At 46.2% G+C, this 19,917-nt stretch carries 13 protein-coding genes; 6 read left to right on the top strand and 7 right to left on the bottom strand.

Annotated elements, in window-relative coordinates:
• Nucleotides 1–3: 3 nt before the first annotated feature.
• Nucleotides 4–483 (top strand): disulfide bond formation protein B, encoded by a 480-nt coding sequence (locus tag HMPREF3179_RS07555; protein ID WP_070470463.1) that lies wholly within the window; start codon nucleotides 4–6, stop codon nucleotides 481–483.
• Between the two features lie 420 nt (nucleotides 484–903).
• The gene (locus tag HMPREF3179_RS07550) at nucleotides 904–3,252 is read left to right on the top strand and encodes a nitric-oxide reductase large subunit (protein ID WP_083290723.1); all 2,349 of its coding nucleotides are present in this window, start codon (nucleotides 904–906) and stop codon (nucleotides 3,250–3,252) included.
• A 333-nt stretch (nucleotides 3,253–3,585) separates the two neighbouring features.
• Here HMPREF3179_RS07550 and purF read toward each other — a convergent pair whose 3' ends face one another.
• The 7 genes from purF to aceE all read right to left on the bottom strand — a co-directional run bounded on the left by purF (nucleotide 3,586) and on the right by aceE (nucleotide 14,179).
• A complete protein-coding gene (purF, locus tag HMPREF3179_RS07545) occupies nucleotides 3,586–5,013 on the bottom strand; it encodes an amidophosphoribosyltransferase (RefSeq protein ID WP_036557028.1) in 1,428 nt (475 codons plus the stop codon).
• A gap of 45 nt (nucleotides 5,014–5,058) precedes the next feature.
• Entirely contained in the window at nucleotides 5,059–5,547 is a 489-nt protein-coding gene (locus tag HMPREF3179_RS07540; RefSeq protein WP_018026608.1) for a CvpA family protein, read from the bottom strand.
• Nucleotides 5,548–5,570: 23 nt separating this feature from the next.
• Nucleotides 5,571–6,572, bottom strand: a complete 1,002-nt coding sequence (locus HMPREF3179_RS07535; protein ID WP_070470461.1) for an SPOR domain-containing protein — start codon at nucleotides 6,570–6,572, stop codon at nucleotides 5,571–5,573.
• 18 nt (nucleotides 6,573–6,590) lie between these two features.
• Complete coding sequence (gene folC / locus HMPREF3179_RS07530; protein ID WP_036557038.1) at nucleotides 6,591–7,889, bottom strand: bifunctional tetrahydrofolate synthase/dihydrofolate synthase; 1,299 nt, start codon at nucleotides 7,887–7,889, stop codon at nucleotides 6,591–6,593.
• Between the two features lie 90 nt (nucleotides 7,890–7,979).
• Nucleotides 7,980–9,740: a dihydrolipoyl dehydrogenase gene (gene lpdA, locus HMPREF3179_RS07525; protein WP_070470458.1), complete on the bottom strand. Its 1,761-nt coding sequence runs from the start codon at nucleotides 9,738–9,740 to the stop codon at nucleotides 7,980–7,982.
• A 14-nt stretch (nucleotides 9,741–9,754) separates the two neighbouring features.
• A complete protein-coding gene (aceF, locus tag HMPREF3179_RS07520; RefSeq protein ID WP_070470456.1) occupies nucleotides 9,755–11,467 on the bottom strand; it encodes a dihydrolipoyllysine-residue acetyltransferase in 1,713 nt (570 codons plus the stop codon).
• Between the two features lie 15 nt (nucleotides 11,468–11,482).
• Nucleotides 11,483–14,179: a pyruvate dehydrogenase (acetyl-transferring), homodimeric type gene (gene aceE / locus HMPREF3179_RS07515; protein WP_018026603.1), complete on the bottom strand. Its 2,697-nt coding sequence runs from the start codon at nucleotides 14,177–14,179 to the stop codon at nucleotides 11,483–11,485.
• Nucleotides 14,180–14,588: 409 nt separating this feature from the next.
• On the opposite strand from aceE, the gene HMPREF3179_RS07510 reads away from it, so the two are divergent.
• Genes HMPREF3179_RS07510 through HMPREF3179_RS07495 form a run of 4 tightly spaced genes read left to right on the top strand, consistent with a single transcriptional unit; the run spans nucleotide 14,589 to nucleotide 19,906 of the window.
• Nucleotides 14,589–16,343: a PAS domain-containing sensor histidine kinase gene (locus HMPREF3179_RS07510; protein ID WP_070470454.1), complete on the top strand. Its 1,755-nt coding sequence runs from the start codon at nucleotides 14,589–14,591 to the stop codon at nucleotides 16,341–16,343.
• Complete coding sequence (locus HMPREF3179_RS07505) at nucleotides 16,343–16,954, top strand: response regulator transcription factor (protein ID WP_181464256.1); 612 nt, start codon at nucleotides 16,343–16,345, stop codon at nucleotides 16,952–16,954. The genes HMPREF3179_RS07510 and HMPREF3179_RS07505 overlap by 1 nt, the downstream gene beginning before the upstream one ends.
• A 25-nt stretch (nucleotides 16,955–16,979) precedes the next feature.
• The gene (gene folD, locus HMPREF3179_RS07500; protein ID WP_070470449.1) at nucleotides 16,980–17,846 is read left to right on the top strand and encodes a bifunctional methylenetetrahydrofolate dehydrogenase/methenyltetrahydrofolate cyclohydrolase FolD; all 867 of its coding nucleotides are present in this window, start codon (nucleotides 16,980–16,982) and stop codon (nucleotides 17,844–17,846) included.
• A gap of 2 nt (nucleotides 17,847–17,848) precedes the next feature.
• Nucleotides 17,849–19,906 (top strand): M3 family metallopeptidase, encoded by a 2,058-nt coding sequence (locus HMPREF3179_RS07495; protein ID WP_070470447.1) that lies wholly within the window; start codon nucleotides 17,849–17,851, stop codon nucleotides 19,904–19,906.
• Nucleotides 19,907–19,917: the final 11 nt, after the last annotated feature.

The raw sequence follows: 19,917 nt of genomic DNA, 5'->3' as shown, positions 1-19,917 counted from the left end.
TCTATGCCACTATCGCAACCTCGTTTACTTAATCTTATCGCCTTTGTTTGCATCGCCGCTGTGGCGTTTGCGGTCTTTAGTCAGCACGTACTAGGGATGCTACCTTGTGCTTGGTGTGTATTACAACGCTTGATTTTTATTCTGATTGCCTTGATTTGTTTATTGGTAAATTTTTCAAATTCACTGAGTTATCAAAAAATCATCACCGCAATCGCTGCTGTTTTTTCTATTAGCGGTATGTGGGCAGCTTGGCATCAAGCCACTGTTGCCAGCCAAAGCTTTTCATGTGATATGAGCTTTGCCGATGTCTTTATTTCACGTCACACTGGCTTAGATAGTGCTATTCCCTGGTTATTTGGTATTTATGCTACTTGCATGGACGCCGCCGTCACGCTCTTTGGGGTGGAGTATGCGCTTTGGGCTTTAATACTATTTGCGCTATTAACTATTGTTTTGATTTTTAGTTTGTTTAGAAAGGCTTAAGGGCCAAGCAATAGCCAGTGTTTTAGTACTACGCCTCGAACTCGTCTCTGCATTCATTAGGCTAAGAAGCTAAGTTAGGCCTTGCCAATTGCTATTTCTAAGGCGTAGCTAGGCTCTTAGCTTAGTCAGCAGTAAGGTCATGACCATACTCCTTCAATTCAACACATTAGCACCATCCCCGCTTCCTTCGCTCCTTAAAGCTCAAATGCTAAACATGCATTTAGCTCATGGTCTAAAGACATTCTAAGTAATTAATTTAATCAATCTACGTCATAGCCATAGTCAAAAGAAGTAAAAGTTTGTATACTTTACCTTAAAGATGTATATTAAATACATCTTAGTTGTAAGTAAAAAAGAAAACACTGATTTACTTATCTTTTTTTAGCTCCGAAATTACTCGGAATTTCCAAGGAGTACCCTATGGGACAGTATAAAAAACTCTGGTGGACTCTGATAGCAACCCTCATGGTAACTTTATCTATTCTGGGTTACTACGGTGTCGAAATCTATCGCAATGTGCCACCCATGCCGGCACAGTTTAAGGTAGAAACTAGCGAGCAAGTCCTCATGAGTAAAGAGGATATTTTGCGAGGTCAATCCGCATGGCAAAGTACCGGCGGCATGCAGATCGGTTCAATTTGGGGTCATGGCGCCTACCAGGCACCTGACTGGACTGCTGACTGGCTCCATCGTGAGTTATTAGCTTGGTTAGAACTAGCTGCTCAAGACGAGTATGGTCAGAGTTATGATCAGTTGGAACCTACCCAACAAGCTATTCTACAGACTCATTTAAAAGCCGAGTATCGTACAAATACATACGATGAAGCAACTGATACTGTGACACTTTCTGAGCGTCGTGTTCAAGCGATTCAAAATATTGCTGGTTACTATCAAGATCTATATGGTGATGAGCCGAGTTTGCGATCGTCTCGCGAGAGCTTTGCCATGAAGGAAAACACGCTGCCGGATCCTGAGCGCCGTGAAAAACTAACTGATTTCTTTTTCTGGACAGCATGGGCTGCAGCCACAGATCGTCCTGGTCATGACGTCACCTACACCAACAACTGGCCACCTGAACCACTCATTGACAACGTCCCTTCTGCTGAGAACATCGTCTGGTCGATTATTTCAATTATTTTTCTAGTCGCTGGTATCGGCTTTTTAGTCTGGGGCTGGGCTTTCTTGCGCAATGAAGAAGAAGACGATACGGTACCGCCTAAACGCGATCCGATTACTGCTATGGCACTGACTGACTCACAAAAAGCGCTATGGAAGTATGCTTTATTGACAGTCGTTTTATTTATCTTCCAGATATTTTTAGGTGGCGCCCTAGCGCACTATACAGTAGAGGGTCAACACTTCTACGGCATTGAACTATCTAAGTGGTTCCCGTATTCATTACTTAGAACCTGGCACCTACAAAGTGCTGTATTATGGATTGCCAGTGGCTTTCTGACAGCTGGCCTCTTTTTAACACCCATTATTAATGGTGCTAAAGATCCTAAGTATCAGCGCTTGGGTGTTAATATCCTATTCGCAGCCCTACTCATTGTAACGGTTGGTTCATTTATAGGTAACTACATCGCTATTGCCGGTCATATGCCTGAACACCTAAACTTTATGTGGGGACACCAGGGTTATGAATACCTAGATTTAGGTCGTGTATGGCAGTTCTTACTATTTGTCGGCATTGCCTTCTGGTTAGTTCTAATGATGCGTGGACTGATCAATGGCTTAAGACAGAAAGGTGACAAGCATTTACTAGCAATCTTTACTGCCTCTGTTGTTGCGATTGGTTTATTCTATGGCACTGGTTTATTCTATGGTGAACATACACCACTTCCGATCATGGAATACTGGCGTTGGTGGGTTGTACACTTATGGGTAGAAGGTTTCTTTGAAGTATTTGCTACCGCATCCTTAGCACTTGTCTTTGTATCACTCGGTTTAGTATCTAAACGCTTGGCCACTGTTGCCACACTTATTGCGGCCACACTATTCCTAGTAGGTGGTGTTCCTGGTACCTTCCACCACTTGTACTTTGCGGGCACTACAACCCCAGTCATGGCCGTTGGTGCAGCGTTTAGTGCATTAGAAGTGGTTCCTTTGATCCTTTTGGGCTATGAAGCCTGGGAAAACTGGCGTCTTAAGGATAAGTCACCTTGGATGGAAAGACTACGTTGGCCGCTCATGTGTTTCGTGGCAGTTGCTTTCTGGAACATGCTTGGCGCAGGTGTTTTCGGCTTCCTCATTAACCCACCCATTTCTTTGTTCTACTTACAAGGCCTTAACACTACGCCGGTTCACGCACATGCGGCACTTTTCGGTGTCTATGGCTTCCTATCGCTCGGTTTTGTCTTGATGGTGCTACGTTATATACGTCCGAATATGGTATTTAGCGACAAACTGATGAAAATCGGCTTCTGGGGTTTAAACATTGGTTTAGTACTCATGATCGCCATCAGCTTGTTACCAATTGGTTTATACCAATTCTACGCAAGCGTGACTAAAGGAATGTGGTATGCACGTAGTGAAGGATTCTTACAACAAGATTTCTTAGAAACACTACGCTGGTTACGTACCATTGGTGATGTAGTCTTTATCGTAGGCGGGCTAGCTATTTTATTACAAGTAGTGAAAGGACTACTAGGCAAATCGGATTCTACAAGGCCAGAGCAAGTAGATGATGAAGCATTTAGCTGCTGCGGTGGTTGTGGTGGTCAAGCTCACGACACAGCATCCCGCACTACCAAGGTGGAAACCTTGTAAACTTAGTCCATAAACACTTAGCTGATATAATCAAAAAGCTAGAATCTAAAAAGCCGCTATTCACTGAATTTCAGGAGCAGCGGCTTTTATTTGCTTCCTTACTAAGTAAGAGAAACGAGTTATTCGATACTTTAAGCAGCTTAAGCCTCGGGATACACATAGCTTATAGCTATGTTAGGCTGTGCCTGATTGTGCCACTCTTATCATTCGGATATCTATGCCCTTAAGGCTAGCGATTCATTATTAAGCGCTGTCGGGTTCACCCGTCTCGACACACATTCACTAAAATGGCGCTTGCTAAAAACTATCGCAGCGCCATTTCCTATAAACCTACTAACCAGCTAAAACCACATCACCGGTGACATAATCGCCATCAAAGCACGACGCATCAAAGCGCTCAATCTTAGGGTTTAATTCGGATATCGCTAACTTTAGATCGTCCAAGTCTTGAAAGACCAACGCATCCGCACCAATTTCTTGCGCAATCTGCTCAGTCGATTTACCATAGGCAATCAAATCGCTCTGATCTGGCATATCAATGCCGTAGAAGTTAGGATAACGAACTGCCGGCGCAGCGGACGCAAAAAACACCTTATTGGCACCTGCATGACGCGCCATGCTCACAATCTCACGACTGGTGGTACCACGTACAATTGAGTCATCCACCAACAGCACATTTTTACCTTTAAACTCAATGCTCATCGGATTTAGCTTCTGGCGGACCGACTTCTTACGCACTGTCTGACCCGGCATAATAAAGGTGCGACCAACATAACGATTCTTGATAAAGCCCTCACGATAGGACAAATCGAGCGTCGAGGCCAATTCCATACCAGCTGGTCTGGAGGAATCCGGAATCGGCATCACCACATCGACTTCCGATAAACGTAGCTCACGTGCCACTTTTTGGGCCAACAACTCACCCATGCGTAAACGACAGTTATAGACATTAACCCCATCAATGGTAGAGTCGGGACGCGCAAAATAAACGTACTCAAAAATACAAGGACTTAATTGCGCATTATCAGCACATAAACGCGAATGCAGTTTACCCTCGGTATCAATAAAAATAGCCTCACCGGGCGCTACATCACGCACGAACTCAAATCCTATCCCCTCCACTGCGACCGACTCAGAGGCTAGGATCCACTCAACTCCCTGCGGCGTTTCCTGTGTGCCTAAACTAAGCGGACGAATACCATTTGGATCTCTAAAAGCTAATAGACCGTAACCAGCAATCTGCGCAATTGCGGCATAGGCGCCTTTGACACGACGATGCACCGCCGTTACTGCATCAAAAATCTCAGACACCTGTAAACTGCTGCTTTTACTTGCCTCATATAATTCATGGGCAAAAACATTGAGTAATACCTCGCTATTAGAGCTGGTATTAATATGGCGACGATCGTGCTTAAACAAAGATTCACGTAGCTCGTCCGAATTAGTTAAATTACCATTGTGCGTAAAGCAAATACCATAAGGCGCATTTACATAGAATGGCTGCGCTTCCTCGGTATCGCTTGGGGTGCCGCTAATTGGATAGCGCACCTGCCCGATACCGCTATTACCCGGTAAAGAACGCATATTACGCGTGCGGAACACATCACGTACTAAGCCTTGTGCTTTGAAAATATGAAATTGATTATTTTGGTAGGTTGCAATACCGGCGGCATCTTGACCGCGATGCTGCAATAACAACAAACCATCATAAAGTAATTGATTGACTGGGGAACAACCGTGAATGCCAATAATGCCACACATGAAAATACGCCTAAAAAAACACTAAGAACAATATTTTAAACCCTTTTAATAGGGTAAATAAACCGCAATCCCCTCCGGCACCCAAGTTTTTATCATTCGTATTGCATCGACCGACATCCGTGCAAAACTTGACTCAACCCACCATGGTTCTTGTGGTAAAGCACTCCAACCTGCGATTAAAACAAGAATTAAAACAATAATCACACCGCGGAAGATACCGAATAAAAAACCCAAACCGCGATCAGCCGAACCTAGGCCAGTCGCATCCAATAAGGCACCGAGTGTTTTATTGAGTAGACCTAACAATAATAAACTGGCAATAAAGACCAGAAAATAGGCTAAGCCCACGGTTAAAATTGCCTGATCGATATAGCGAGCGAGCGTAGGAATTAAGTGAGGGCCCCACCAGATGGCAGCCAAAAAGCTTAAGACATAAGCCAGAAGAGAAAAAATTTCCTTGAGGAAGCCTCGCATCAAGCCGAGTAGACCTGATGCGAGGATCACCGCTAAAACAACATAATCAAAAGTTGCCATGATTCAACTAAAGACAAGCAGATTTAGCGACCCGTGACGTAGCTATCACTGAAGTTAAGCGCGCGTAAACGGGTTTGTGCTGCCTGTGCTGCCTCGCGGGTTGAAAAAGGACCGACACGCAAACGATATACTTGCTTACCGTTAACGGTGGCACTTTGTACATAAGCATTAGATACGCCCGATCCTCTTAAACGATCACGCTGTACCCGGGCATCATTTGCCGAGCTATAAGAAGCCACCTGCAAACTAAACTCACCTCCGGTGCTAGCCGCTGGCGCCGAACTACTGGCGGCTGGGGTTCTACCCTCAAGAATGGCTAAAGCCTTACTACCATCATCGGTGCGCTTTTTATCATCAATTTGATTCTTAGCTTTTTGCTGCTGTTTGGCTTGCTCTTGTTGCTTTGCTTGGGCTTGCTGCTTTTGTTGTTGCTGCTTTTGCTGCTCAGCACGTGCCTGTTGCGCCCGTTCACGTTCGGCTGCCGCCTGCTCGGCGCGCTCACGCTCAGCTGCCTCTTGCGCCGCACTCTGAGTGGCTGTGGCTTCGGCAACGGAGACCGTAGATGAATCGGTACTTTCAGAACCTGTTTCGTTCTGAGTATTTGCAGCAGCAACCGCTACAGGCGTTTCTTGCTCTTCACCTTCTATGCCAGTAGCACTAGACTCAGTGCCCTGCTCCGCAACCTCAGGACTTTGGGTGGCTAAGTGAGGGTCACTTGGTGTTTGTACCCCAGGTGAGCTCTCAACCACTAAACCACTACCTTGACCAATGGGTGAACCCGGTTGGATCAAGGGGCTAGTGCTTTCACTGCTGCTACCACTATCATCCGTTTTTAAAACGAGCGGTAAAATAATAATCGCCGCTAGCACCAGAATCACCGAACCAATTAAACGATTGCGAGATTTAATACGCTGCTCTCTAAGTTCACGATCGTTTTGATAGCGTTGCTGCTGTCGGGAGCTGCTGCGTCTTTGTTCATACTGAACCTCCTGACGCTGGTTTTTACCTGAACCGAAAAATGCCATACTAGTTATAACCTCAGATTAATTCGATGATGGCAGATGCGCCAGCACATCTGCGACCGTTAAAAATGAACCAAAAACCACAATCCGGTCTTCGGGGTTGCTACGAGCCTTAGCCGCTTCATAGGCCTGATGTGGACTATCAAAGACCCTAACCTCCGGTAAGCCGTCTTTGTCTTTACTGATTAAACTGTTTATTTTATCAGCTAATGCCTGTCCTGAGACACCACGGGTGCCGGATAAACTTGCACAATACCAATAATCCACCGTTTTTTCCAAGCATTTAATGACTTGGCTGACGTCCTTATCGTCCAGCATACCGAATACCGCCGTGGTATAGGGGAAATAGGACATGGCATGGAGATTATGCTGTAGCACGGCAGCCGCATGTGGATTATGCGCCACATCCAGTACCGTGGTTGGTTGACCCGGCAGGATTTGAAAACGGCCTGCTAATTCAACCCTTAATAAACCCTCACGAATCGACTGATTCGGCACTGGTGCAGACATTTTTAACGCTTCAACGGCTGTCAAGGCAGCGGCTGCGTTAATTAATTGATTGGCTCCTCTTAAGGCAGGATATGCTAAAGCGTGGCGACGTTGATTCTTACCAATATAGGTCCACTGGATCTGATCGCCAGTATAATTAAAATCACGTCCAAATAACTGTAAGTCGGCGCCGATTTCCTGCGCATAATCAATTAAGCTTTGTGGCGGCTCTGGATCGGCACAGATGGCGACTTTGCCCTGGCGATAAATATGTGCTTTTTCCCAAGCGATTTGCTCTCGTGTATCACCCAAGTAATTAATATGATCAATCGCAATCGACGTGATAATCGAGCAATCGGCATCAATGATGTTAACCGCATCCAACCGGCCGCCTAAGCCCACCTCAAAAATCGATACCTGTATATCGTTTGCTTTAAAAAGCAGTATCGCCGCTAAGGTCGTGTATTCGAAATAACTGAGACTGATATCACCACGCGCTTCTTCAATGATGGCGAGTTGCTCCACAATTTGCTGATCGCTAGCTTCTAAGCCATTGAGACGAATGCGCTCATTAAAGCGGATGAGATGGGGTGAGGTGTATAAGCCCACTCGATAGCCAGCAGCCAAATAAATCGACTCTAACATAGCACAGGTGGAACCCTTACCATTGGTGCCGCCGACCACGATTTTAATACTATCTAACTCGATGGGTAGGCGTGCTGCCACTTGCTTAATTCGATCTAGACCTAAATCAATTTCCTGACGGTGTAAATGCTCTAAATAACTTAGCCATGTACTAAGACTGCTGTGGGAGGTGGGGATGATGCTCATTAACTACGGATATTTAAGAAAATAAAAAAAGCGTAAGAGGCATTTAATGTTTAATTAAAGCTTCTTACGCTTAGCCTAAACAGCTCTATTTTAACGCTTTACTGGCGGTAAGTCAGTACAAACGCCATGTGCCGCTTCTGCTGCCATACCAACAGACTCACCAAGGGTTGGATGCGGATGAATGGTGGCAGCAATATCATCGATATCGGCCCCCATTTCAATGGCTAAACACACCTCGGAAATTAAATCACCGGCATGATCACCCACAATCGCCCCACCCAGGATGCGCTTAGTTTCGGCATCAAATAACAACTTGGTAAAGCCATCTTCGGTGCCATTTGCAATAGCGCGGCCAGAGGCAGCCCATGGGAATAAGCCTTTTTCAACCTTAACCCCTTGTGCTTTTGCTTGCTCCTCGGTTAAGCCAGCCCAAGCAATTTCGGGATGGGTATAGGCAACAGAAGGAATCACCCGCACATCAAACACGGTTTTCTTACCGGCAATTACCTCGGCCGCCACATGCGCCTCATGCACTGCCTTGTGCGCCAACATCGGTTGCCCCACAATATCACCAATCGCAAAAATATGCGGTATATTGGTGCGCATTTGTGCATCTACCGCAATAAAGCCGCGCTCATCCACCGCAACACCAGCTTTATCGGCACCGATTTTAGCGCCATTAGGGCGACGACCCACTGCCTGCAACACTAAGTCATAGCGCTGCGGCTCTGTTGGCGCCTTATCCCCTTCAAAGCTCACATAAATACCGTCTTCCTTGGCTTCGGCACTCACAGTTTTGGTGTTAAGCATTAAATTATCGAAGCGATGCTGATTACGCTTTTGCCAAACGCGGCTTAAATCCTTATCCGCACCAGCAAATAAACCATCCATCATTTCAACCACATCAATACGTGCACCAAGCGCTGAATACACCGTGGCCATTTCCAAACCAATAATACCGCCACCAATGACTAGCATTTTTTTAGGTTGTTGACGTAATTGCAGAGCACCGGTCGAGTCGACGATACGTTCATCCTCAGGTAGGAATGGCAATTTAACCGATTCACTACCAGCCGCAATAATCGCATGATGGAAAGCCACCTCTTGTGAGGAGCCATCTTCCTTTTGTACCACAAAGTGATGATCATCCTTAAAGCTAGCATGACCAACGATCACATCTACCTTGCGCGCCTTTGCCATAAACGCAAGACCACCCGTGAGCTTATTTATCACTTGATCTTTAGCTTCGCGCAATTTATCCAGATCCACTTCCGGTTCAGCAAAATGGATACCCGCCGCAGATAAACCCTTGGCTGCTTCGAGTACGGAAACATTATGTAATAAGGCCTTAGAAGGAATACAACCCACATTTAAGCAGACGCCGCCCAGGGTTGAATAGCGCTCGATTAATGCCACCTTGAGACCCAAGTCAGCCGCTCTAAAGGCTGCCGAGTAACCACCAGGACCTGCGCCAAGTACCACCACATCATAGGCGCCCTCACCTGCTTTGGCGCTGACGGCCGCCGCACTAGCAGTTTTGGCCGGAGCCGCAGCGGCGCTCGCTTGAGCGGTAGTCGTTGATTTGGCGCTACTATCGGCAGTCTCCGCTGCCGCTGTACTTTCCAACGTCAATAAGACGCTACCTTGGGACACCTTATCGCCAACCTTAACCGCTAAATCAACGATTTTACCCGCATGCGATGAGGGAATTTCCATTGAGGCCTTATCTGACTCAACCGTAATTAAGCTTTGCTCAACTTGAATTTCCTCACCGACCTCGACTAACACCTCAATCACATCGACATTATCGAAATCACCGATATCGGGAACAACAACTTCAATTTTACTCATTGTTTTTTACTCCCTTAAAGTGAAACACGACGGAAATCAGACATCAGCTTAGCCAAATGCGCATTGAAGCGAGCTGCTGCTGCCCCGTCAATCACACGGTGATCATAGGATAAGGAGAGAGGCAACATCAGACGTGGTGTAAACTCCTTACCGTTCCAAACTGGTTCGATAGCAGAACGAGATACGCCTAAAATCGCCACCTCAGGGGCATTAATAATCGGCGTAAAATCAGTACCACCAATACCACCTAAAGAAGAAATGGTAAAGCAACCGCCCTGCATTTGACTTGGTGAGAGCTTACCCTCACGAGCAGACTTCGCTAACTCATTCATCTCTATCGCAATCTCAACGATCGACTTCTGATCCGCATCCCGCAGTACAGGCACGACTAAGCCATTTGGCGTATCGGCAGCAAAACCAATATGGTAATACTTCTTAAGCACCAAGTTATCACCATCTAATGAGGCGTTAAACTCTGGGAATTTCTTCAAGGTGGCGACCACGGCCTTGATTAAGAAGGCCAGCATGGTGAAACGCACCCCTTCACGCTCATGCTCTTTGTTCATTAATTTACGGAATTCCTCTAGCTCGGTAATATCCGCTTTGTCATTGTTAGTCACATGAGGGATCATGACCCAGTTACGGTGAAGATTAGCACCTGAAATCTTCTTAATCCGTGACAATGGCTGTGTTTCAACCTCACCAAATTTAGCAAAGTCAATCTTCGGCCAATCAAGCACTTGTAGACCACCACCAGCAACCGCTTTAGTTTCAGTGGTTGCACTTGGCTGGCTAAAGCCAACGGATAAGGCGTTTTTAACGAATTGACGGACGTCATCCAACACAATTCGGCCACGCGAACCTGTACCGGTCACAGCGGTTAAGTCAACACCCAACTCACGGGCAAACTTTCTGACCGATGGTGAGGCATGCGGTAAATTACGGAATTCCTGAGCTGATAAGGCATAGGAAGCCGTAGGCGATTCCCTATCATCACCTAACTCAGCACGCTGAATTGGATAAGCGTGTGTTGCCTCGGTTGGCGCTTTGACTGCTGTAGGTTCGGCTGCTGCTGGCGTAGGGGCAACGGTCGACGCTACTGGTGCTGCAGCCTCGGAGCCACCCGCTGCTGCCAACTCAAGAATCAAGCTACCCTTGGCAACCTTATCGCCTACCTTAACCCGTAGTGCCACAACTCGACCGGCATGGCTGCTTGGGATCTCCATCGAAGCCTTATCAGATTCAACCGTAATCAGGCTTTGCTCCTCTTGAACGGTATCACCCTCATTGACTAAGACTTCAATCACATCGACTTCATCAAAATCACCAATATCAGGTACGACGACCTGCACCACCCCACCACTCGCATCAGCTGGCGCGGCAGACGCTGAAGCCGCTGCTACAGACGCTGACGTGTCGGCTGCCGTCTCAGTACTCGCTTTATTCTCAGCTGTGGCGCTTGGCTCAGATGCAGATGCTGCCCCGGCATCTGGCTCAAGCTCAAGTAATACCGTACCTTCGCTCACCTTATCGCCGACCTTAACTTTAAGCGATTTAACAATACCCGCAGCAGACGAAGGAATTTCCATGGATGCTTTATCGGATTCAACCGTAATCAGACTTTGATCCTCCTCAATACGGTCACCCTCGGCCACTAGCACCTCGATCACATCCACTTCATCGAAATCGCCGATGTCAGGAACTTTAACTTCAATTAAGTTACTCATCTTGATGTTTCTCCATTAAGCGTGATGTGGGTTAGGTTTATTCGCATCGATGCCATATATATCAATGGCCTCAACCACTTTATCCATTGGAATCTTACCCTCATCCGCTAAGCTTCTGAGTGCCGCTAAGGTAATAAAATAGCGATCCACTTCAAAGTGTTTACGCAGCTGATGACGGAAATCAGAGCGACCAAAACCGTCCGTACCCAAGACACGGTAGCTACGCCCTTGAGGGATAAATTCGCGGATCTGATCGGCCACCGCCTTCATATAGTCGGTGCTTGCAATAATGGGGCCTTCAGACTCACTTAATAATTGCGTCACATAAGGCACTTTTTGTGTTGCGGTCGGATTTAATAAGTTTTGACGATTAACATCTAAACCCTCGCGACGTAACTCGGTAAAGCTAGTCACACTCCACACATCAGCGGCAACCCCCCAATCCTCTTCGAGTAGCTTTTGCGCTGCAATGCTTTCACGCAAAATCGTACCGGATCCGAGTAAGTTAACCTTGTGCTCACCGCCTTTGCCCTCGCTAAAGCGATACATACCCTTGAGGATGCCCTCTTCATCACCCGCTTTAAGACCAGGCATAGCATAGTTTTCATTCATCAAGGTGATGTAGTAGAAGACATTTTCCTGATCCTGAACCATACGTTTTAGACCATGCTGCATAATTACAGCCACCTCATGACCAAAGGCGGGATCGTAAGATACACAATTCGGAATGGTAGAAGATAGCAATAAGCTATGACCGTCTTCGTGCTGCAAGCCCTCGCCGTTAAGCGTAGTTCGACCTGCAGTACCACCCAATAGGAAGCCGCGCGCTTGAATATCACCGGCCGCCCACAATAAATCGCCCACACGTTGGAAGCCGAACATTGAGTAATACACAAAGAACGGAATCATAATGCGATTACTGGTAGAGTAAGACGTGGCTGCTGCAATCCACGAACACGTCGCACCCGCTTCGGTAATACCCTCTTGTAAAAGCTGACCGGATTCTGATTCACGATAGTACATCACTTGATCTTTATCGACCGGCGTATACTTCTGACCCTCTGGGGCATAAATACCAATTTGACGGAATAAACCCTCCATCCCGAAGGTACGACCCTCATCCGATAAAATCGGCACCACCCGATGACCTAATTGCTTATCCCGTAGTAATTGGTTTAAGAAACGCACAAAGGCTTGTGTCGTAGACATCTCACGCCCTTCCGGGGTGGGCTCAGTCACCGATTTAAAGTACTCTAGGCCCGGTACCGTTAAGCGCTCATCAGCATCACGACGACGGCGCGGATAAAAACCGCCTAACTGCTCACGTCGCTCACGCAAGTAGCGCATTTCGGCAGAGTCCTCAGATGGACGGAAGTATGGAATTTCGCTAATCTTGTCATCTGGAATAGGAATATTTAAGCGATCACGTAAATCACGTAACGCCTCTTCCTCTAGTTTCTTTTGCTGATGCGAAGGGTTCTTACCCTGAACTGTTTCACCCAAGGCATAGCCTTTAATCGTTTTGGCAAGAATCACTGTGGGCTGACCCTCAGTTTTCATCGCCGCATCAAAGGCAGCATATACCTTATTAGGATCGTGACCGCCGCGATTTAAACGCCAAATCTGCTCATCACTCATGCGGCTAACCATCTCTAAAAGACGTGGATCCTTGCCGAAGAAATGCTTGCGCACATAAGCACCGTCATTGGCCTTATAGGCTTGGTATTCACCATCAATGGTCTCTTCCATCACCTTGCGTAAAATGCCGTCCTTATCGCGCGCCAATAATGGATCCCAATAGCTACCCCAAATGAGCTTAATCACATTCCAACCAGAACCACGGAATTCACCCTCAAGCTCTTGGATGATTTTGCCGTTACCACGTACTGGGCCATCTAGACGCTGCAGGTTGCAGTTAATCACAAAGATCAAGTTATCCAGTTTTTCACGCGCAGCCAGACCAATAGCACCTAAAGACTCTGGCTCATCCATCTCACCATCACCGCAGAATACCCAAACCTTACGCTTAGAGGTATCGGCAATGCCACGTGCATGTAAATACTTTAAGAAACGCGCCTGATAAATCGCCATCATCGGGCCTAAGCCCATGGATACCGTCGGAAACTGCCAGAAATCAGGCATCAGATGCGGGTGAGGATAGGAAGATAGGCCCTTACCATCAACCTCCTGACGGAAGTTATCCAACTGCTCCTCACTAATACGGCCCTCTAAATAAGCACGACCGTAAATACCCGGTGAAGAATGACCTTGGAAATACACCAAGTCGCCGCCATGGTCCTCAGACTCAGCATGCCAGAAATGGTTTTGACCACTTTCGATCATGGTCGCTAAAGAAGCGTATGAAGCCATATGGCCACCTAAACCACCGCCACCCTCAGTTTCATGAAGATTAGCTTTTACCACCATTGCCACAGAGTTCCAACGAATATAGGCACGAATGCGTGCTTCCAATTCTAAGTTACCCGGATTAGGCGGCTCCTGCCCAGGAGGAATGGTATTTAAATAGGCTGTATAAGGAGAATAAGGGATATTTGAACCTGAACGGCGTGCTAAATCCGTTAGCTTCTCGATTAAAAAGTGCGCTCTCTCTGTACCCTCACGGTCTAACACCGCCTCCAACGATTCCAACCATTCCTGGGTTTCGACCTCATCAATATCTGGAATACTGGTTGCCGAATAATCTTTATCCATTCGAGACTCCTCTAATAGTGGTTGAATTAAGTCATCGCTAATTTATAAAATGACTTTAATAATTTATAGGATATACAACTTTAATTAAAAATGCGATCGGTTAAATACCTAAGGCACCACTGTCCTAATGATTAACCTCAAACAAATTTAAACTCGTACAGGCTAATTCTAGAAAAAACCGATATTTTGTCAAGGATTTTTCATATGGTAATATTATATTTTGTATAGTGAAATATTCAAATTCAGACTTCACGTAACGGCATAATCAGCTAGCTCAATAAAGTATTTTTTTAAGCTGCCTACTTTACTAAGTTCGTCTTACTAAACTTGTTAAAATAAAACGCTTATATACAATTTCGGCATCACAATCCTTTTACACGGTTTAGTGAGTAGTTTTTAGTAGATTGATATGGCGTCAAACTCCCATCTTTCGCTTATTTTGCCCCAAACGCTTAAAAACGAAAATAAGCGTAGAATGCATTGGATCATTCCGGTCTTTGTATTAGTGCTCTATGTCTTAGTGATTTTTGCCTTTATGGCAATTCAAAAGATTCAACATCAGCACGCCATTCTCTATTCAAACACAGAGGAAGTCAGACACCAGTTATTGATATTTCTGGTGGTGGCCATGTCATTTACCATCGTCATCAGTTTACTGACTTTGTGGCATTACACCCGTATCCGTTCTGAGGCTGAGGAGCAGCTCTTTTTAGAAACCACCTTTAGACGTGCCATGGAAAACTCCATGTCCACCGGGATGCGCGTTTTAGATTTGCAAGGTCGTGTGGTGTATGTGAATCCCGCTTTTTGCCGTATGGTTGGGTGGAATGAATCTGAATTACTAGGCACGCTTTTCCCCTATCCCTATTGGGTGGAGGATAAGTTCGAACAACATGAGAAATACCTAGATATCGTCTTAAGTGGCAAGACCCCTAGCTCGGGTATGGAGATGGAGGCAAAACGCCGGGACGGCTCTATTTTTACGGCCCGTCTGTATGTGTCCCCGCTGATGGATCCGAATGGCGAACAAATTGGTTGGATGACCTCAATGACCGATATTACGGAGCCTAAGCGTATTCGCGAGGCTTTAACAGCAGCGCACGAACGCTTTATGACGGTATTGGAAAGTCTGGATGATACGATTTCGGTAGTCGCCGATACGCCCAATGGCACCGAACTACTCTTTGCCAATCGTACCTATCGTCGACTTTGGGGTTCAGAAGCACATGGCCACACCTTACTTTATAATGCCGCCACCGCACATCATGAAAATGATCCCTTGGCAAATAACGAGCTCTACATCGCACAGATCGGTGCCTGGTTTGAAGTGCAACATCGCACCCTAAACTGGACTGATGGGCGTAAGGTACGTTTACAAGTAGCACGGGATATTTCTCAGCGCCGTGAGTATGAGCAAAAACTCAGTGCGCAGCAGGAAAAGGTGCAGTTAAGTGGCCGTTTAAGCACGCTGGGCGAAATGGCAAGTTCTTTGGCCCATGAGCTGAATCAGCCACTCACTGCCATTGTCAATTACAACTCAGCCATTGCCGCCTTAATTAAAAGTGAGCATCTGGATCAAGAGCGCTTATTACAGGTACTGGATAAATCCGTTTCTCAAGCCGAACGGGCCGGACGAATTATTGGTCGTATTCGTGATTTTGTGCGCCGTAACGAGCCCGAACGTCAAGCCGTTAAAATTGATACCATTGTTGAAAACACAATGGATTTAGCCTTTTTTGAAAGTCGCAAATATAGTAAGCAAATCGAGGTTAACCTACCCGAGGACCTACCTGAGGTGTATGCCGATCCAATATTAATTGAGCAGGTACTCCTAAATATAGTTAAAAATGGCCTTGAGGCGATGAGTCAAAGTGAGCACGAGACACTGTATGTGAATGTATCGCAAGTGGGCTTGGAAATACAGGTACAAGTCATTGATAGCGGTCATGGCCTCAAGGATCCTGAACGCTTATTTGAACCCTTTTACAGCACCAAAAAAGAGGGTTTGGGCATTGGTCTAAATATCTGTCGCTCAATTATAGAATCACACCGCGGCAGCTTATGGGCTGAAAATAATCCCAGTGGCGGTACAATATTTACATTCAGAATTCCCTGTTATAGAAAAGCTGATAACTCAACTTCACAAAATGGAGCAATAAATTAATTATGATAGACCATAGTAATAGTGTAATTTTTATTGTTGATGATGATGATGCCGTTAGAGATTCACTGCGTCTACTACTAGAAACTCAAAACTACCGAGTACAGACATTTGCCAGTGGTGAGGAATTTTTAGAGCAGTATAATCCTAATCTTGTCAGTGTCTTAATCACTGATGTACGGATGCCGGGTATGTCTGGCTTACAACTACAAGAGCAGTTATTAGAGCGTAAAGCCACCCTACCCATTATTTTCATCACCGGTCATGGCGATGTGAATATGGCGGTTTCAACCATGAAAAAAGGCGCAGTAGACTTTATTGAAAAGCCTTTTAATCTTGAAGATATCAAACCCGTCATTGCGCGTTTCCTCGATCAGGCTTATGAACAAATGCAGGAAGCGATTTCTCAACAAGCGGTAGACAGTTTATTAGCCCGCCTTACCTCACGTGAAGAGCAAGTACTTGAGCGTATTGTGGCTGGTCGTCTGAATAAGCAAATTGCCGATGACCTCAGTATAAGTATCAAAACGGTAGAAGCACATCGTGCCAATATCATGGAAAAGCTCGAGGTCAGCACCGTCGCAGACCTCATGAAAATCGTTTTAAAGAAGTAATTATCTAAAGGATTCAAGTTTTTGTATGAACGCTAGTATCATTGACGGCAAAGCTTTATCAGAAAAAATCAAACAGGGTTTAGCGCCCACCATTGAAGCAATTAAGGCAAAAGGCATCACGCCCTCGCTAACCGTGGTCTTAGTGGGTGAGGATCCTGCCTCCCAAGTCTATGTGCGTAATAAGCACAATACCTTTATCAAAATGGGCTTGGATTCCGAGGTAGTGAGCTTGCCTAGCGATATTTCTCAAGCAGAGTTATTGGCAAAAATTCATCAATTAAATGAGAATCCTAAGGTGAATGGCATCTTGGTGCAGTTACCCTTACCGGATCATTTAGATAGCCAGTTAATAATTCAACATATCAAAGCCGAAAAGGATGTGGACGGCTTTCACCGCTTAAATGCGGGCGCCTTAATGACCGGTGAACCGCAGCTCATTCCTTGCACCCCCTATGGCATCATGAAGATGCTAGAGGATCAGAACGTCACCTTACGTGGTGCTGAAGCGGTGATTGTTGGTGCCAGTAATATTGTTGGCAAACCCATTGCCCTACTCTTACAAAAAGCCGGTGCCACCGTCACCATTTGTAATTCCAAAACCAAGGATTTGGTCGCTCACACCAAGCGCGCCGATGTGCTTGTGGTCGCCACCGGTCGACCCATGATGATTAGCGGCGACATGATTAAACCCGGTGCCGTGGTCATCGATGTGGGTATTAATCGCCTGGATAATGGCAAGCTAGTGGGTGATGTTATTTTTGATGAGGCATCCAAAGTGGCGGCAGCCATCACCCCGGTACCGGGTGGCGTGGGTCCCATGACCATCACCATGCTATTAGTTAATACCATTCAAGCGACGATGCAACAACATGGTCTAGAGGAGCTGTCTTAAGCATGACTGGGCAACTTAGTAACAACCCCTTATTAACGCCGCTTGAACAATTGATGCCGTATGAGGCGATTGAGCCCGAGCATATTGTACCGACCATTGAGTTTTTACTCAAAGAAGCAAAAGCGCTGATTGAGCAATTAATCACCATAGCGGATCCCAACTGGGACAACTTTATCGAACCTATGGAATATGGTACGGCTCGCTTATGGCGTGCTTGGAATGTGGTCAATCACTTAAATAATGTACACAACACCGATGCCGTTCGTAGCGCCTACAATACCCTATTACCGCAAGTGTCTGAGTTTTCGACCTGGATTGGTCTGAATAAGGCGCTATTTGAACAGTATCAAATGCTCCACCAAAGTGAGGCTTTCCAAGCGCTTAGCAAAACTCGTCAACGCATTATCACCGAAGCGCTCAAGGACTTTGAACTCAGTGGCGTAAGCTTAGAAGGTGAAGCCAAAACTCGCTATGCTGAGATTAGTGAGCAACTCGCCATGACCAGTCAGCAATTTGCCCTAAACGCTTTGGATGCAACCGACAAATGGAGCTACCACACCGAAGATGCTGAAGAAGTAGCTGGCATCCCAGAGCAAGTATTAGCAGCGGCCAATGACTTGGCCGGTGGCAAAGGTTGGACCTTTACTTTAAAAATGCCCTCCTATCTCCCTGTGATGCAGTATGCTAGCAATCAAGCGCTACGCCAACGCATGTATCAAGGCTATGCCACCATTGCTTCAGAGCAAGGTGATAAGCAGTTTGATAACTCTGACAATATTGAAACATTACTAAAACTACGGCTTGAGCTTGCTAAATTACTTGGCTTTAAGGATTTTGCCACCATGCAATTAGAAAAACGCATGGCCGACAGCCCGCAGCAAGTGATCGATTTTATTCGTGACTTAGCCGCCAAAGCTAAGCCATTTGCCGAAAAAGATATGGCCGAACTGAGCGCCTTTGCCCGTCAAGAGCTGGGTATGGCAGCGTTGGAGCCATGGGATTTAGCCTATGTCTCCGAGCGATTACGCGAAAAGAAATTCGCTTATTCGGATGAAGAAGTTAAACAATACCTACCTGAAGACCAGGTATTAAATGGTTTATTTACGATTATTGAGCATCTCTTTAAGGTCAAATTCGAAGCCACGGAGGCCCAAACGTGGCATCAAGACGCCAAGGTCTTTGCCCTCAAAGAGGCAGATCAGTTAATCGGTTATTTATATACTGACTTACACGCTCGTAACGCCAAACAAAGTGGTGCTTGGGTAGCTAATGAGCGCACTCGCCAACGTCATCAGGGTGAGTTAATCACGCCGGTGGTCTATTTAACATGTAACTTTACCCCACCCCAAGGCGCTAAAGCTGGTCTACTGCGTTTAGATGATGTGGTGACGCTATTCCACGAAATGGGTCATGCACTGCATGCACTCCTTTCCAAGGTGGATGAGCCCTCTGCCTCACCCTTTGCTAGTGTGGAATGGGATGCGATCGAGTTGCCCTCACAGTTTATGGAAAACTTCTGCTATGAGTGGCCGGTGATGCAAAAGCTAAGCCGTCACCAAGAAAGTGGTGAGCCTTTGCCACGCCAGTTATTTGACAAAATTATCGCCGCAAAAAACTTCCAAACCGGTATGCAAACCGTACGGCAGTTGGAGTTTGCCTTATTTGATATGCTGCTACACCAGCAATTGGAGCAGCAAACCATCGCCGATGTGCTGACGCTGCTAGATGAGGTTCGACAGGAGGTTGCGGTCGTGATGCCACCTAGCTGGCACCGCTTCCCGCATAATTTCTCCCATATTTTTGCGGGTGGTTATGCGGCTGGCTACTATAGCTATAAGTGGGCTGAAGTGCTCTCAGCAGATGCCTATAGCTATTTTGAAGAGCATGCCACAGAGGAATTTGGCACGCTTAACCCGCAAGCTGGTGAACACTTTAAAAATGAAATTCTCGCCGTTGGCGGCTCCTTGCCTGCAACTGAGTTTTTTGAAAAGTTCCGTGGACGCCCAGCGGATCCTGCTGCCTTATTACGACACCACGGTATGGTGGATGAACAAAGCTAATAAGAGATTAA

Source organism: Oligella sp. HMSC09E12 (genome assembly GCF_001808505.1).
Classification (GTDB): Bacteria; Pseudomonadota; Gammaproteobacteria; order Burkholderiales; family Burkholderiaceae_B; genus Oligella; species Oligella urethralis.
The sequence above is the reverse complement of the archived record's forward strand: the minus strand, read 5'-3'. Positions and strand labels throughout refer to the sequence as shown.